The sequence below is a fragment of the Streptomyces sp. NPDC043853 genome, from assembly GCF_056436025.1.
This window is the reverse complement of the sequence record NZ_JBWKDJ010000006.1, coordinates 472,333-489,657: the sequence shown is the minus strand read 5'-3', so window position 1 is coordinate 489,657 and position 17,325 is coordinate 472,333. Positions and strand designations below refer to the sequence as shown.

The following is a 17,325-nucleotide window of genomic DNA, read 5'->3' as shown; positions in this document are numbered from 1 at the left end:
GGCGGACGGCCGGCGGACCACCGCCGGACGGATCACCGCAGGGCCGCGACGGGCCGGGCCCCCACCCCTTGCGGGGCGGGGGCCCGGCCTTCGTCCCACCGGCCGCCGCGTCCTCAGCGGTGGGACTCCAGCCAGCTCTCGACGGCCTGCGCGGTCGTCCCGGCGTGGCCCTCCATCATGGTGAAGTGGTTGCCGGGCACGTCCAGGACGCTGTGCTCCAGGTCCCAGTAGGACCGCCAGTCGCCGTCCTGCCGGCGGCTCCAGTCGAAGAACCGCTCCTCGGCCCGTACCAGCAGCGTGGGCGTCTTGATCTCCTCCGGCTTCCAGCCGCCGAACAGCCGGAAGTAGGCGCCCATCGCCAGCAGCCGGTCGTCGTCGACCGGGACGTGCGTGTCCTGCCGCTCGTCGACGCCCTTCGCCAGCCCCGGCTGGATGCCGAGGATCGCGTCGTCGTCGTGGGAGTAGATGTCGATCAGGACCACGGCCTCCGGGAAGATCCCGGCCCGTTCCAGCTTCCCGGCCACGGCGTGGGCGAAGATGCCGCCCGAGGAGTGCCCGAGCAGGACGAACGGCGCTCCGTCCGCGTGCCGCAGGACGGCTTCGGCCTTCGCCTCGATCACCGCCTCGGTGCTCGCGGGCAGTTGCTCGCCCCGTACGAACCCGGGGGCTGCCATCGCGTGGACGTCCCGCCGCCCGCGGAACGCGGACGCGAACCGGGCGTACTGGTGCGGCCCGGAGATCGACAGGATCGAGGAGAAGCAGACCAGGCCGGGGGCGGCGTCCTCCCCGCGGGAGAGCCGTACGAGGGCGGGCGCCTTGCGGAGCTCGGCCGGCGAGGCGAAGGACGGCCGGAACCGGGAGGCCTGCATCAGCAGCTCCATGAACGGGCCGGACGCGCCCTGCGCCCCGGCCTCGTGGAGCATCGCCCCGAACACGCCACCGGTCCCGGACCCGCCCTGCGCTTGCCCGCCCCGGGCTCCGTCGGTGCCGGCGGGCCCGGCGAGCTCGGTACGCAGCCGCTCCGCGACCAGCAGCGGGGTCGGGTGGTCGAAGAGCAGGGTGGCGGGCAGCCGCAGTCCCGTCACCGCGTTCAGCTGGTTGCGCAGCTCGACCGCGGTCAGCGAGTCCAGGCCGAGCTCCAGGAAGGGCTGGGACTCCCCCACCGCCTCGGGCGACGGGTAGGCGAGCACGGCGGCGGCCGTGGCCCGGACCACCTCCAGCAGGACCCGCTCCTGCTCCTCCTCCGGCAGCGCGGACAGGCCCTGGAGCCGTCGTGCGGCGGCGGACGCGGCCGCGTCGGCGGCCCCGTGGGCCGCCACCCTGCGGAGCCCGCCGCGCACCAGCCCGCGGAAGACGGCCGGGAGGGCTCCCGCGTCAGCCTGGACCCGCAGCGGTGCCGCGTCCAGGTGCATGGCGACGAACACGCTGCCGCCCTCGGCCAGGCCGGACGCCGTGTCGTAGAGGGCGAGGCCCTCGGCGGACGACAGGGGGGCCAGTCCGGCCCGTGCCATCCGCTGGACGTCGGCGTCGGACAGGTCGCCGGTCATCTCGCTGCGCTGCTCCCACAGGCCCCAGGCCAGCGACACGGCGGGCAGCCCGGCCGCCCGCCGGTGCTGCGCCAGTGCGTCGAGGAAGGCGTTGGCCGCGGCGTAGTTGGCCTGGCCGGGGCTGCCGAGCGTGCCGGCCGCCGAGGAGAACAGCACGAACGCGGCGAGGTCCAGATCCCGGGTGAGCTCGTGCAGGTGCAGGGCCGCGTCCGTCTTCGGGCGCAGGACCGCGTCCAGCCTCTCCGGGGTCAGGGACGGTACGAGCCCGTCGTCGAGGTGGCCCGCGGTGTGGACGACGGCGGTGAGCGGGTGCTCGGCCGGGACGGACGCCAGCAGCGCGGCCAGCGCTTCGCGGTCGGACGCGTCGCAGGCGACGGCCTCCGCTTCGGCGCCCAGTACGGCCAGTTCCGCGAGGAGTCCGGCGGCGCCGGGGGCGGCGGGGCCGCGACGGCTGGTCAGCAGCAGGCGCCGGACTCCGTGTTCCGTCACGAGGTGGCGGGCCAGCAGTCCACCGAGCACACCGGTGCCGCCGGTGATGAGGACCGTGCCCTCCGGATCGAGCGCCGCGGCCCCGGCGGGGGCGGCGTCCCGTGCGTTGCCGGCCGCAGTCCCCGCGGCGGCATCGGCGACCTCGGTGGCCTCGGTGACCTCGGTGGCACCGGTGACCTCGGTGGCACCGGCCGTCCCGGCGCCCTCGCCTGATCCGGGAGTGTCGGGGAGGGCTGCGGGCACCCTGGCCAGCCTGGGGGCGTGCAGGGCCCCGCCGCGGACGGCGAGCTGGGGTTCACCGGTGGCCACGGCGGCGGCCAGCAGGGCGCCGAGGTCCGCCGCTGTGTCCCCGGCCGCTGCGCCCGGGTGGGCGGCGTCGAGGTCGAGCAGCAGGAACCGGTCCGGGTTCTCCGACTGCGCGGACCGCAGCAGACCCCACACGGGCGCGTGCGCCAGGTCCGCCACCCCCTCGCCGGGCCTCGCCTCGACGGCGCCACGCGTGACCACGACCAGGCGGGTCCCGGCGAGCGGTTCCCCGGCCTGCCAGTCCTGGACGAGCCCGAGGGCGTCCCGGGCCGCCCGCCGGACGGCCTCCGCGGTCCCCGCGGCTCCGGATCCAGCTCCGGCTCCGGCACCGGCTCCGGTGGTCTCCGCCGGGCCGTCCGCGTCGGGTGAGGCGAACGGGACCAGGACGGTGTCTGGCCGCGGCTTTCCGGCGGCCACCACCCCGAAGAGGGCGTCCAGGTCGGCGTACGCCTCGGCGGTGAGGCCCGCCGCGCCCAGTGCGGCCTCCAGCCCGAGGGTGTCGGTGCCGACGACGGCCCAGCGTCCGCCACCCGGCACGGACGTACCCGCGACGGCGGGCCAGTCGAGGCGGAACAGCGAATCGTGGTACGCGGACCGGGACGCCCGGAGCCGCGCCGGGTCGAGCTCGCGCAGCAGCAGCGACTCCACCGACACCACCGCCTCGCCCTGCTCGTCGAACGCCGCGAGGGACACCGCGTCCGGCCCGGCGGGGGCCAGCCGCACCCTCAGCGCACCGGCTCCGACGGCGTGCAGTCCGACGCCGGTGAAGGAGAAGGGCAGCCGCATCCGGACTGCCGCGCCGGGTTCCCCGTCCTCGGCGAAGAAGGAGCCCAGCGCGAGACCGTGCAGCCCCGCGTCCAGAAGCGCCGGGTGCACCGCGAAGTCCGCTGCCTCGGCCCGGGAGTCCTCGGGGAGGGACAGTTCGGTGAACAGTTCGTCCCCGCGCCGCCAGGCGGCCGTCAGGTTGCTGAACGCGGGGCCGTAGGCGTACCCGCCCGCGGCGAACAGCTCGTACAGATCCGCCACGTCGAGCTGTTCGGCTCCCGCGGGGGGCCAGACCTCCGGTGCGGCGGGCCGGGGCACGGCCGGACCGTCGGCCGCACCGAGCACACCGCCGGCGTGCCGCGTCCAGGGCTCGTCCCCGGCCGGGCCGTCGTCGCCGTCGGTGCCCTCCGGCCGCGAGTGGACCTGGAGGGACCGCCTGCCCGTCCCGTCGGGCGCGGCCACCGACACGCGGAGCTGGAGCGCACCGTGCTCGGGCAGCACCAGCGGCGCCTCCAGGGTCAGCTCTTCGAGGAGGACGCTGCCGACGCGCCGGCCGGCGTGCAGGGCGAGTTCCACGAACGCGGTGCCCGGCAGCAGGACGGAGTCCGCGGCCCGGTGGTCGGCCAGCCAGGGGTGGGTCCGCAGCGACAGGCGACCGGTGAACAGGAAGCCTTCCGAGTCGGGCAGTTCCACGGCCGCGCCGAGCAGCGGGTGCCGGGCCGCGCCGAGTCCGGCGGAGGCCACGTCACCGGCCCGGCCGGCCGGCACCTCGATCCAGTAGCGCTCGCGCTGGAAGGCGTAGGTGGGCAGGTCCACGCGCTGCGCGCCGGTTCCGGCGAACAGGGCGTCCCAGTCGACCTGCACGCCCCGGACGTACGCCTCGGCCAGGGACAGCCGGAAGCGGTCCAGGCCGCCCTCGTTGCGGCGCAGCGAGCCCAGGACGGCGGCTGCCTCGCGGCCCGCTTCCTCGATGGTCTCCTGCATGCCGACGGTCAGCACCGGGTGCGGGCTGGACTCGATGAAGACACCGAAGCCCTGGTCGAGGAGGGTGCGGGTGGCGTCCTCCAGCTCGACGGTCTGCCGCAGGTTGCGGAACCAGTAACCGGCGTCCAGCTCGGGACCCTTGACCCACTCACCGGTGACGGTGGACAGGAACGGCACTTCGGCGGCACGGGGTTCGATCGGCGCCAGCAACTCGGCCAGCTCGTCCTTCAGCAGGTCGACCTGCGCGGAATGGGAGGCGTAGTCCACCGCGATCCGCTTCGCCCGCACGCCATCGGCCTCGCAGGCGGCCAGGAACTCCTCCAGCGCCTGCACCTCACCGGAAATCACCACCGAGGAGGGGCCGTTGGCGGCGGCGACGGAGATCCGCTGCTCACCCCACGGGGCGATCCGCTCCCGGACCTCCGCGGCCGGCAGCGGCACGGACACCATGCCGCCCAACCCCGCCAGCACCCGACCGATCGCCTGGCTCCGCAGAGCCACCACCCGGGCCGCGTCCTCCAGCGACAGGATCCCCGCCACACACGCGGCCGCGATCTCCCCCTGCGAATGGCCGATCACGGCACCGGGCCGCACGCCCGCGGCCCGCCAAGCCTCCGCCAGCGACACCATCACGGCGAACAAGGACGGCTGGACCACGTCCACCCGGTCCAGGGACGGCGCACCGTCCACGCCCCGGAGGACGTCCGTCAACGACCAGTCGGTGAAGGGCTCCAGTGCCTTGGCGCACGCGTCGATGCGGGAGGCGAACACCGGCGACGCGTCGAGCAGGGCCGCTGCCATGCCCACCCACTGTGAGCCCTGGCCCGGGAAGACGAACGCCGTCTTCCCGGCGCCGGCCGTGCCGCGGGCCACGCCGGCCGCGGCGGCCCCGTCGTCGAGGGCGGTCAGGCCGCGCAGCAGCTCGTCCCGGCCGTCGGCGACGACCACCGCACGGTGGTCGAACGCGGCCCTGGTGGTGGCGAGCGAGAAGGCCACGTCGGCGGGTGCGAGTCCGGTCGACTCCTCCAGGTGGGCCCGCAGCCGGGCGGCCTGGTCGCGGAGGGCGTCCGCCGTCTTCGCCGACAGGACATAGGGCAGCGGGGCGGCGGCGGCACCGGCGTCCCCGGTGTCCCCGGTGTCCCCGGTGACGGGCTCCACCGGCTCGGGGGCCTGCTCGATGATGGTGTGCGCGTTGGTGCCGCTGATGCCGAACGAGGACACGGCGGCGCGTCGCGGGCGGCCGGTCTCCGGCCAGGGGGTGGCCGATTCGAGGAGGGACACGGCCCCCTCGGACCAGTCGACGTGCGGGGTGGGCTCGTCCACGTGCAGGGTCTGCGGAAGCATCCCGTGCCGGATCGCCTGGACCATCTTGATGATGCCCGCCACACCGGCGGCGGCCTGTGTGTGGCCCACGTTGGACTTGATCGAGCCGAGCCAGAGCGGCTGCTCGTCCGTGTGCTCCCGGCCGTAGGTGGCCAGCAGGGCCTGCGCCTCGATCGGGTCACCGAGGGTGGTGCCGGTGCCGTGCGCCTCGACCGCGTCCACCTCGGACGCCGTCAGCCCGGCGTTGGCCAGGGCCTGCCGGATGACGCGCTGCTGGGAGGGCCCGTTGGGGGCGGTGAGGCCGTTGGAGGCGCCGTCCTGGTTGACGGCGGAGCCGCGGACCACGGCGAGCACGGGGTGCCCGTTGCGGCGGGCGTCGGAGAGCCGCTCCACGAGCAGCATGCCGACGCCCTCGCCCCACGCGGTGCCGTCGGCGGCGGCCGCGAACGGCTTGCAGCGGCCGTCGGTCGCCAGACCGCGCTGGACACCGAAGGCGATGAAGGTGCCCGGTGTGGCCATCACCGTCACCCCGCCCGCGAGCGCCAGGTCGCATTCGCCGTTGCGGAGGGCCTGCACGGCCAGGTGCAGGGTCACGAGGGAGGAGGAGCAGGCGGTGTCGACGGTGACCGCCGGGCCCTCCAGGCCGAAGGTGTACGAGACCCGGCCGGAGACCACGCTGCCCGAGCTGGCGGTGCCCATGTAGCCCTCGAGGCCCTCAGGGGCGCGGTGGAGCAGGGTGCCGTAGTCGTTGTACATGACGCCGGCGAACACGCCGGTACGGCTGCCGCGCACGGACGCGGGGTCGATGCCGGCCCGCTCGAACGCCTCCCAGGTGGTCTCCAGAAGGAGGCGCTGCTGGGGGTCTGTGGCGAGGGCCTCGCGGGGCGAGATGCCGAAGAACACCGGGTCGAAGTGGTGGGCGTCGTGGAGGAAGCCGCCGGTCGGGCTGAATCCGGTGTCCGGACGGGCCGGGTCGAGTACTCCGGAGAGGTCCCAGCCGCGGTCGTCGGGCATGCCGGAGATGGCGTCGCGGCCTTCGCGGACGAGCTGCCAGAGGTCCTCGGGCGAGCGGACCCCGCCGGGGAAGCGGCAGGCCATGGCCACGATGGCGATCGGGTCGTCGTCGTGCGCGCCGGCGGCGGCCGGCGTCGCCGGGCCTGCCGTTTCGTGGCTGCCGAGGAGTTCGGTGTGGAGGTACTCGGCCAGGACGGCGGGGTGGGGGTAGTCGAAGACGAGCGTGGCGGGCAGGCGGACGCCTGTGGCGGCACCGAGCCGGTTGCGCAGCTCGACCGCGGTCAGCGAGTCGAAGCCGACCTCGCTGAAGGACCGCGCCGGGTCGACCGCCTCGGGTGCGGCGAAGCCGAGCACCGCGGCCACCTGACCGCGGACCAGCTCCAGCACGGCACCCGCTTGTTCCTCCACGGCCAGCGCCGCCAGCTGCCGGGCGAACGCGCCGCCGGCGGCCGTGCCGCCCCGGGCGGCACGGCGGGCGGGCATCCGCACGAGGCCGGAGAGCAGCGGCGGGAGCATCCCGCTGCCCGCCGCGGCACGGAGCGCGGGCAGGTCCAGCCTGACGGGGACGAGCAGGGAGGGCTGTCCGGCGCCGGAGGCGGCGTCGAACAGGGCCAGGCCCTCGGGGGCGGTCAGGGCGTGCACGCCGCTCCGGTTCATCCGCGCCACGTCCTCGGCGTCCAGCGCGGCGCCCATGCCGCCGCCTTCTTCGGCCCACAGGCCCCAGGCGAGGGACGTTCCGGGCAGGCCCTGTGCCCGCCGGTGTGCGGCCAGGGCGTCGAGGAAGGTGTTGCCGGCCGCGTAGTTGGCCTGTCCGGCGCCGCCGAACACACCGGCGGCGGAGGAGAACAGCACGAACGCGGAGAGGTCCAGGCCAGCCGTCAGCTCGTGCAGGTTCCAGGCCGCGTCCACCTTCGGACGCAGCACCGCCGACAGCCGCTCGGCCGTCAGCGAGCCGATCACGCCGTCATCCAGCACACCCGCGGTGTGCACGACCGCCGTCAGCGGGTGCTCCGCCGGAATGCCGGCCAGTACGCCGGCCAACGCCTCCCGGTCGGCCACGTCACAGGCCGCCCAGGACACCTCGGCACCCAGACCGGCCAGCTCCGCCGACAGCCCCTGCGCGCCCTCGGCCGCCTCACCACGACGCGACACCAGCAGCAGGCGCCGGACGCCGTACTCGGCCACCAGGTGCCGCGCGAACAGCCCGCCCAGCGAACCGCTCGCACCCGTCACCAGCACCGTGCCCTCGGCATCCGGTCGGGCCGTGGTGTCGGCTGCCGCGTCGGCCCGCGCCAGCCTCGGCACCAGGGCCGTTCCGCGCCGGACCGCCACCTCGGACTCGCCGGAGGCGAGGGCGGCGGAGACGCCTGCCTCAAAGTGGCTCGCGTCATCCACGTCGACGAGGACGAAGCGGCCCGGGTTCTCGGACTGCGCCGACCGCACCAGGCCCCACACCGCGGCGTGGGCGAGGTCCGGGACGGGCTCGTCCGGTGCGGCGGCCACCGCGCCCCGCGTCACGAACGCCAGACGCGCGTCCGCGAACCGGTCGTCGGACAGCCACTGCCGGACCAGCGCCAGCACCCGGCCGGTCGCCGTGTGCACCGCCCGGGCCGCATCGGCCTCGGCGGGCCCGGCGCACGGCACGACGAGCACCGGCGGGACCGCGTCCAGCTCGGCGAGCTCACGCACCGCGGCGTCGCCCCCGCCCAGCACGGGCCAGTCCGCGACGGACCCGTGCGAGGCGTCCCGGGCGGGCCTGGCGGCCTCCACCCACTCCACGCGGAAGAGGGAGTCACGCCGGCCCCCCGTGCCCGTGCCGAGCCGGTCGGGCGAGAAGGCCCGCAGGGCGAGGCTGTCCACGAACGCGACGGGCTCGCCGGTGGCATCGGCGATCTCCAGCCGCACCGCGTCCCGGCCGGCCCTCGACAGCCGGACGCGCAGGGCGTCCGCCCCGGTCGAGTGCACGGCCACACCGGACCAGGAGAACGGGAGGCGGCCCTCGCCGGTGTCCGCCACGAGCGGGCCGAGTCCGATGGCGTGCAGGACGGCGTCCAGCAGCGCGGGATGGAGGGTGAACTGCTCGGCGCCGGGGTCGGCTTCGGCCTCCAGCGCGACCTCGGCGAACACGTCCTCGCCCTGCCGCCAGGCGGCCCGCAGGCCCTGGAACACCGGCCCGTACCCGAAGCCGGCGTCCGCCAGGCCCTCGTACAGCCCGTCCACGGGGACCGGTTCCGCCCCGGCCGGCGGCCAGGCGGAGAGGTCGAACGCCGGGGCGGGGGCCCCGGTTCCGCCCAGTGTCGCGGTCGCGTTCAGGGTCCACGGGTCCTCGTCGGCCGCCAGGGCGTCCCGGGAGTGGAAGACGACGGACCGGCGGCCCGAGTCGTCGGCCGCGCCGACGGAGATCTGCAGCTCGACGCCGCCCTCCTCGGGCAGCACCAGGGGTGCGGCGAGCGTCAGCTCGTCCACCAGGTCGCAACCGGCCTGCTCCCCCGCCCGCAGGGCCAGTTCGACGAAGGCCGTGCCGGGCAGGAGCGCCGAGCCCATCACCCGGTGGTCCGCGAGCCATGGGTGGGTGGCGAGCGACAGGCGGCCGGTGAGCAGCAGGCCGTCGCCGTCGGCGAGGGTCACCGAGGCGCCGAGCAGCGGATGGCCGGCGGACCGCAGGCCGGCCGCCGCCGCGTCGGCGAAGGCGCCCGGAGCGATGTCGATCCAGTACCGCTCGTGCTGGAAGGCGTACGTCGGCAGGTCGGTGCTGCGCGCACCGGTGCCCGCGAACCAGGTCTCCCAGTCGACGGAGCTTCCCCGCGCGTGGGCGTGGGCGAGGGCCGTGGTGAGGGTCTCGGCCTCGGGGCGTCCGGCGCGCAGGGCGGGGGCGAGGGCGGCGGAGCCGGTGTCGTCGGTCAGGCAGGCCTGGGCCATGGCCGACAGGACGCCGTCCGGGCCGAGTTCGACGTACGTGGTGACGCCGGCGGCCTCCAAGGCGCGGACGCCGTCGAGGAAGCGGACGGCCTCGCGGACGTGCCGGACCCAGAAGTCGGCCGAGCCCATCTCGTCGGTGACGAGCGCGCCGATCAGGTTGGAGACGACCGGGATGCGCGGGGCGGCGTACGTGAGCCCCTCGGCCACGCGCCGGAAGTCCTCCAGCATGCCGTCCATGTGCGGCGAGTGGAACGCGTGACTGACCGTCAGCCGCTTGGTCTTGCGGCCCTGAGCCTCGAAGTGCGCCGCGATGACGGCCGCCGGGTCCTCGTCACCCGCGACCACGACCGACCGCGGGCCGTTGACCGCGGCGATGCTCACCCGGTCGGTGTCGGCGAGCAGCGGCAGGACCTCGTCCTCGGCGGCCTCCACGGCGATCATCACACCGCCGGCCGGCAGGGCCTGCATCAACCGGCCGCGGGCGGCCACCAGGGTGCACGCGTCCTCCAGGGACAGGACCCCGGCCACGTGCGCTGCGGCGATCTCACCGATCGAGTGGCCGGACAGGAAGTCCGGCTTCACGCCCCAGGACTCCAGCAACCGGAACAGGGCCACTTCGACCGCGAACAGCGCGGGCTGGGTGTACGCCGTCTCGTCCAGGAGCTCTTCGTCCGACCCGAACAGCACTTCCTTCAGCGGCCGTTCGAGATGCATGCGGTCGCACACCGCATCGAGGGCGGCAGCGAACACCGGGTGGGCGCCGTACAGTTCACGGCCCATACCCAGGCGCTGGCTGCCCTGGCCGGTGAACAGGAAGGCCAGCTTCCCGGCCCCTGCGGCGCCGACGGTGCCGGTGGTGACGCCGGGAGCGACCGGGTCGCCGTCCGCCAGCGCGGCCAGGCCGCGCAGGAGCTCGTCCCGGTCACCGGCCACGACCACCGCGCGGTGGTCGAACGCGGCGCGACGGGTGGCCAGCGACCAGGCGACGTCGACCGCACCGGCCTCGGGCGCGTCCTGGAGGTGGGCCCGGAGGCGGGCCGCCTGGGCGCGCAGCGCCCCGTCCGACTTCGCGGACAGCAGGTACGGCAGCACGGACGCCACCGGCGTTGCGCCCTCCGCGGCCGGGGAGGCGTGACCAGCCGGGGAGGCGTGACCGGCCGGCGTGGCGGGCCCGTCCGTCTCGTCCGGGGCCTGCTCGATGATGGTGTGCGCGTTGGTGCCGCTGATGCCGAAGGACGACACGGCGGCGCGGCGCGGGCGGCCGGTCTCCGGCCAGTCCACGGTCTCGGTGAGGAGCGAGACGGCGCCCTCGGCCCAGTCGACGTGCGGGGTGGGCTCGTCCACGTGCAGGGTCTTCGGCAGCACCCCGTGGCGCATCGCCTGCACCATCTTGATGATGCCGGCGACACCCGCCGCGGCCTGTGTGTGGCCCATGTTGGACTTGATCGAGCCGAGCCACAGCGGCGCACCGGCCTCGTGCTCGCGACCGTAGGTGGCGAGGAGGGCCTGCGCTTCGATCGGGTCGCCGAGGGTGGTGCCGGTGCCGTGCGCCTCCACGGCGTCCACGTCCGCGGCGGTCAGGCCGGCGTTGGCGAGGGCCTGGCGGATGACGCGCTGCTGGGAGGGGCCGTTCGGGGCGGTCAGCCCGTTGGAGGCGCCGTCCTGGTTGATGGCAGTGCCGCGGACCACCGCGAGGACCTGGTGGCCGTTGCGACGGGCGTCGGAGAGCCGCTCCACGAGCAGCATGCCGACGCCTTCACCCCACGCGGTGCCGTCGGCGGCGGCCGCGAACGGCTTGCAGCGGCCGTCCGTGGCCAGACCGCGCTGGCGGCTGAACGCGATGAACGTACCGGGTGTGGCCATCACGGTCACGCCGCCGGCCAGCGCCAGGTCGCACTCGCCGTTGCGCAGCGCCTGTGCGGCCAGGTGCAGGGTCACGAGGGAGGACGAACAGGCGGTGTCGACGGTGACCGCGGGGCCTTCGAGACCGAAGGTGTAGGAGACGCGGCCCGAGGCGACGCTACCCGAGCTGGACGTCCCCATGTAGCCCTCAAGCCCTGCGGGGGCGCGGTGGAGCAGGGTGCCGTAGTCGTTGTACATGACGCCGGCGAAGACGCCGGTACGGCTGCCTCGCACGGACGCGGGGTCGATGCCGGCCCGCTCGAACGCCTCCCAGGAGGTCTCCAGCAGCAGGCGCTGCTGCGGGTCGGTGGCGAGGGCCTCGCGCGGCGACATGCCGAAGAACACCGGGTCGAAGTGGTGGGCGTCGTGGAGGAAGCCGCCGGCGGTGCTGTAGCTCGTGCCGGCCTGGTCGGGGTCCGCGCTGAACAGGCCGGCGAGGTCCCAGCCGCGGTCGTCCGGCATGTCCGAGACGGCGTCGCGGCCGTCCAGGACGAGCTGCCACAGGTCCTCGGGCGAGCGGACGCCACCGGGGAAGCGGCAGGCCATGGCCACGATGGCGATCGGCTCGTCGTCGTGGCGGGTGGCGGCGGCCGGGGAGGTGGCCGTGGCCGCCTCCTGGCTGCCGAGCAGTTCGGCGTGGAGGTAGTCCGCCAGGACGGCAGGGGTCGGGTAGTCGAAGACGAGCGTGGCGGGCAGGCGGACGCCGGTGGCGGCACCGAGCCGGTTGCGCAGTTCGACGGCGGTCAGCGAGTCGAAGCCGACCTCGTTGAACGAGCGTGCCGGGTCGACCGCTTCGGGTCCGGCGAAGCCGAGGACGGCGGCGACCTGGCCGCGGACCAGCTCGACCACGGCACCGTGCTGCTGCTCCTGCGGGAGCGCTGCCAGCTGCCGGGCGAACGCGCCCCCGGCACCCCGGGCGGCACGGCGTACGGGCACCCGCACGAGGCCGGAGAGCAGCGGCGGGAGCATGCCGCTGCCGGCCTGGGCCCGCAGTGCCGCCAGGTCCAGCTTCACCGGCACCAGCAGCGCCTGGTCGGCGGCGCAAGCGGCGTCGAACAGTGCCACGCCCTCCGCCGCGCCGATGGCGTGGACACCGCCACGGCCCAGGCGTGAGACGTCCTCGGCATCCAGCGCATCGCCCATGCCGCCGACCTCGGCCCAGAGACCCCACGCCAGCGAGGTGGCGGGCAGACCCTGCGCCCGGCGGTGTTCGGCCAGGGCGTCGAGGAAGGTGTTGCCGGCCGCGTAGTTGGCCTGTCCGGCGCCGCCGAACACACCGGCGGCGGAGGAGAACAGCACGAACGCGGAGAGCTCCAGGCCGGCCGTCAGCTCGTGGAGGTTCCAGGCCGCGTCCACCTTCGGACGCAGCACCGCCGACAGTCGGTCCGCCGTCAGCGAGCCGATCACGCCGTCGTCCAGCACACCCGCGGTGTGCACGACCGCGGTCAGCGGGTGCTCCGCCGGGATACCGGCCAGGACCGCCGCGAGCGCGTCCCGGTCGGCCACGTCACAGGCCGCCCACGACACCTCGGCACCCAGACCGGCCAGCTCCGCCGACAGCTCCGCGGCACCCTCGGCCGCTCCACCGCGACGGGACACCAGCAGCAGGCGCCGGACACCCTGCTCGGCCACCAGGTGACGGGCGAACAGCCCGCCCAGCGAACCGCTCGCACCCGTCACCAGCACCGTGCCCTCGGCATCCCACGCGGCGGCCTCCCCGGCCGGCACCCCGGCACGCGCGAGCCGCGGCGCCAGGACCTTGCCCGCCCGTACGGCGACCTCGGGCTCGCCGGTGGCGAGCGCGGCCGAAAGCCCCTCGGCGATGTCGCCAGCTCCGTCGGTGACGCGGTCGCTGTCGAGGTCGACGAGGACGATCCGGCCCGGGTTCTCCGACTGCGCCGACCGCACCAGACCCCGTACGGCAGCGCGTGCGAGGTCCGCCGGGACCTCGCCCGGCAGGGCGGCCACGGCACCGCGGGTCAGGACGACGAGGCGGCCGTCCGCGAAGCGGCGGTCGGCCAGCCACTCCTTCACCAGGGACAGGACCCGGCCCGTCTCGGCGTGCACGGCAGCGGCCACGCCCTCACCCGCGGCCTCCGTGCAGGGCACGACGAGCACCGGGGGGATCTCGCCGCCTTCGACGACCGCGATGCCCAGACCGGCCAGGTCCGCGAACGCCTGCGTGCCCTCGCCGAGCAGCATCCAGTCCTCGGCCGGCCCGCCCGCCGCGGCGGCCTCGGCCCACTCCACGCGGTGCAGGGCGTTGCCGAGGCCGTGGGCCTGCCTGCCGAGCTGCTCGGGCGAGAAGGCCCTCAGCGCGAGGCCGTCGACCGATGCGACGGGCGCGCCCGCCGCGTCGGCGATCTCCAGCCGGACCGTGTCCCGGCCGGCCGGGGAGAGCCGTACGCGCAGCGCGTCCGCCCCTGCCGAATGTACCGAGATTCCGGACCAGGAGAAGGGCAGCCGTCCCTGGCCGGTGTCCTCCACCAGCGAGCCGAGGTTGATGGCGTGCAGGACCGAGTCGAGGAGGGCCGGGTGGAGGGTGAACTGCTCCGCACCGGGCTGGGTTTCGGAGCCGAGGCTCACCTCGGCGTACACGTCCTGGCCCTGCCGCCAGGCGGCCCGCAGCCCCTGGAACACCGGCCCGTACCCGAAGCCGGCGTCGGCGAGGGCGTCGTACAGCGCCTCGACGTCGACGGCTTCGGCTCCCGCCGGCGGCCAGGCGGTCAGGTCGTACGCCGGGGGCTCCTCGCCCGCCGCGGCCAGGACGGCGGTGGCGTTGCGCACCCACGGCTCGTCGTCGGCCGCGAAGCCGTCGCGGGAGTGGAAGACGACGGACCGGCGGCCCGACTCGTCCGGTGCCGCGACCGTGATCTGCAGCTCGACGCCGCCCTCTTCGGGGAGGACGAGCGGTGCGGCGAGGGTGAGGTCGTCGACCAGGGCGCAGCCGGCCTTCTCGCCCGCCTGGAGCGCCAGCTCGACGAAGGCCGTGCCCGGGAGCAGGGCGGTGCCGGCGACTCGGTGGTCGGCGAGCCAGGGGTGGGCGGCGAGGGACAGCCGGCCGGTGAGGAGGAGGCCGTCGGCGTCGGCCAGGGTGACGGAGGCACCGAGGAGGGGGTGGTCGGCGGAGCGGAGGCCCGCGGTGGTGACGTCGCCGCCGAGGGTGCCGGCGTCCAGCCAGTAGTGCTCGCGCTGGAAGGCGTAGGTGGGCAGGTCCACGTGCTCGGCTCCGGTGGCGGAGTGGAACGCGTGCCAGTCGACGGCGGTGCCGCGGACGTGGACCCGGGCGAGGGCGGCGGTGACCGTCGCGGCCTCGGAGCCGCCCTTGCGGAGGGTGGGGGTGAACTCGGCCGCGCCGGTGTCGCCGGTCAGGCAGCCCTGGGCGAGCGCGGACAGCACGCCGTCCGGGCCGAGTTCGACGTACGTCGTCACGCCCGCGGACTCCAGGGCGCGTACGCCGTCCAGGAAGCGGACGGCCTCGCGGACGTGCCGGACCCAGAAGTCGGCCGAGCCCATCTCGTCGGTGACGAGCGCGCCGGTCAGGTTGGAGACGACCGGAATCTGCGGGGCGGCGAAGGAAAGCCCGGACACCACCTCACGGAAGTCGTCGAGCATGCCGTCCATGTGCGGCGAGTGGAACGCGTGACTGACCGTCAGCCGCTTGGTCTTGCGGCCCGGGAAGGCGTCCGTGACGGCAACGGCGGCGTCCTCGTCACCGGCGACCACGACCGACCGCGGGCCGTTGACGGCCGCGATGCTCACACCGGCCGTCAGCAGCGGCAGGACCTCGGCCTCGGTCGCCTCCAGCGCGATCATCACACCGCCGGCGGGCAGCGCCTGCATCAGCCGGCCGCGAGCCGCCACCAGGGCGCACGCGTCCTCCAGGGACAGGACCCCGGCCACGTGTGCGGCGGCGATCTCGCCGACCGAGTGCCCGGACAGGAAGTCCGGCTTCACACCCCAGGACTCCAGGAGCCGGAAGAGGGCCACCTCGACCGCGAACAGTGCCGGCTGCGCGTACTCGGTGCGGTCCAGCACCGCCGCGTCGGCGCCGAAGACCACCTGCTTCAGCGGGGTGGCGAGGTGCGGGTCCAGGGCGGCGCAGACCTCGTCGAGGGCGTCTGCGAACAGCGGGTGGGCGGCGTACAGTTCGCGGCCCGTGCCGGGGCGCTGGCTGCCCTGACCGGTGAAGAGGAAGGCCAGTTTGCCGCGGGCTGCGGCCTCGCCCAGGACCACCCGCTGGGAGGTGGTGCCGCCCGAGGCGAGCGCGGCGAGGTCGGCTAGGGCTTCCTCCCGGTCGCCGGCCACGACGACGGCGCGGTGTTCGAGGGCGGCACGGCCGGTGGCCAGGGTCAGGCTGATGTCCTGTGCCGTCTGGTCGGGGTGGGCGCGCAGGTGGTCGAGCAGGCGCCCGGCCTGAGCGCGCAGGGCCTCTTCGGTACGGGCCGACACCGGCCACGGCAGGGCCGGGGGCACGACGACCGGACGGGCCTGCGGGCCGGACTCGGCGGCGTCGGCGGGCCCGGTGCCTGCGGCGGCAGCCGCGGCGTCGGCGTCGCCGCCGGCATCGCCGTCGGCGTCGGCGGGGTGGGCGGCGGGGGCGGGTCCGGCTGCCGCCGCGGGCGGCGCCTGCTCGATGATGGTGTGCGCGTTGGTGCCGCTGATGCCGAACGAGGACACGGCGGCGCGGCGCGGGCGGCCGGTCTCCGGCCAGTCCACGGTCTCGCGCAGCAGCGACACCGCGCCCGCGGACCAGTCGACCTTGGTCGACGGCTCGTCCACGTGGAGGGTCTTCGGGATCCGGCCGTGGCGGATCGCCATGACCATCTTGATGACGCCGGCGACACCCGCCGCGGCCTGGGTGTGCCCGATGTTGGACTTGACGGAGCCCAGCCACAGGGGGAGGTCGTCCGTGTGCTCCCGGCCGTAGGTGGCGAGCAGCGCCTGGGCCTCGATCGGGTCGCCGAGGGTGGTGCCGGTGCCGTGCGCCTCGACGACGTCGATGTCGGCCGCCGTCAGCCGGGCGTCGGCGAGGGCCTGGCGGATGACGCGCTGCTGGGACGGGCCGTTGGGGGCGGTCAGGCCGTTGCTGGCGCCGTCCTGGTTGACGGCGGAGCCCCGGACGACGGCCAGCACGCGGTGGCCGTTGCGGCGGGCGTTGGACAGCCGCTCCACCAGCAGCATGCCCGCGCCCTCGCCCCAGCCGGTGCCGTCGGCGGCGTCCGCGAAGGACTTGCAGCGTCCGTCGAAGGACAGGCCGCGCTGCTTGCTGAACTCGGTGAAGGTGCCCGGCGTCGGCATGACGGTGACACCGCCCGCGAGGGCGAGCGAGCACTCGCCCTTGCGGAGCGCCTGCATGGCGAGGTGCAGGGTGACGAGGGAGGAGGAGCAGGCCGTGTCGACGGTGAGCGCCGGCCCTTCCAGGCCGAACGTGTACGAGACGCGGCCGGAGGCGATGCTGCTGGAGGCGCCGGTGCCGAGGTAGCCCTCGACCTCCGGCGGGACGGCCCGCAGCCGGGAGGCGTAGTCGTGGTACATGACCCCGGTGAACACGCCGGTGCGGCTTCCGCGCACCGAGGTCGGGTCGATGCCGGCCCGTTCGAACGCCTCCCAGGAGATCTCCAGGAGCAGGCGCTGCTGCGGGTCCATCGCCGTGGCCTCGCGGGGCGAGATCCCGAAGAACGCCGGGTCGAACCGGTTGGCGGAGTGCAGGAAGCCGCCCTCCTGCACGTAGCTGGTGCCGCGTCCGTCGGGGTCCTCGTCGAAGAGCGCGCCCGTGTCCCAGCCGCGGTCGGTGGGGAACGGCGAGATGGCGTCGGTCTCCCCTGCCACGAGCCGCCACAGGTCCTCGGGGGACTCGACGTCGCCCGGGTAGCGGCAGCTCATCCCGATGATCGCGATCGGCTCCTGCTCCTCCGACTCGACCTCCTGGAGCCGGCGGCGCGTCTCGTGGAGATCGGCCGTCACCCGCTTCAGGAAGTACCGGAGCTTTTCCTCGTTCATGCGTGCATCCCTCGTACAGAAGCCAGAGAGTCGGAAGAGTCAGAGTGGTGGGGAGAGGTGGAGCGGAGCGGCC

The 17,325-nt window shown here is 75.2% G+C and carries 1 protein-coding gene; it reads right to left on the bottom strand.

The window, feature by feature from the left end; genetic code table 11:
• Nucleotides 1-113: 113 nt before the first annotated feature.
• Nucleotides 114-17,252, bottom strand: coding sequence for an SDR family NAD(P)-dependent oxidoreductase (locus AC067U_RS19050; RefSeq protein ID WP_478830888.1), 17,139 nt, complete (start codon nucleotides 17,250-17,252; stop codon nucleotides 114-116).
• Nucleotides 17,253-17,325 lie beyond the last annotated feature (73 nt).

Coding starts and splice junctions, on each gene's coding strand:
- AC067U_RS19050 (WP_478830888.1), bottom strand. CDS start 17,252: ATGAACGAGGAAAAGCTCCGGTACTTCCTGAAGCGGGTGACGGCCGAT.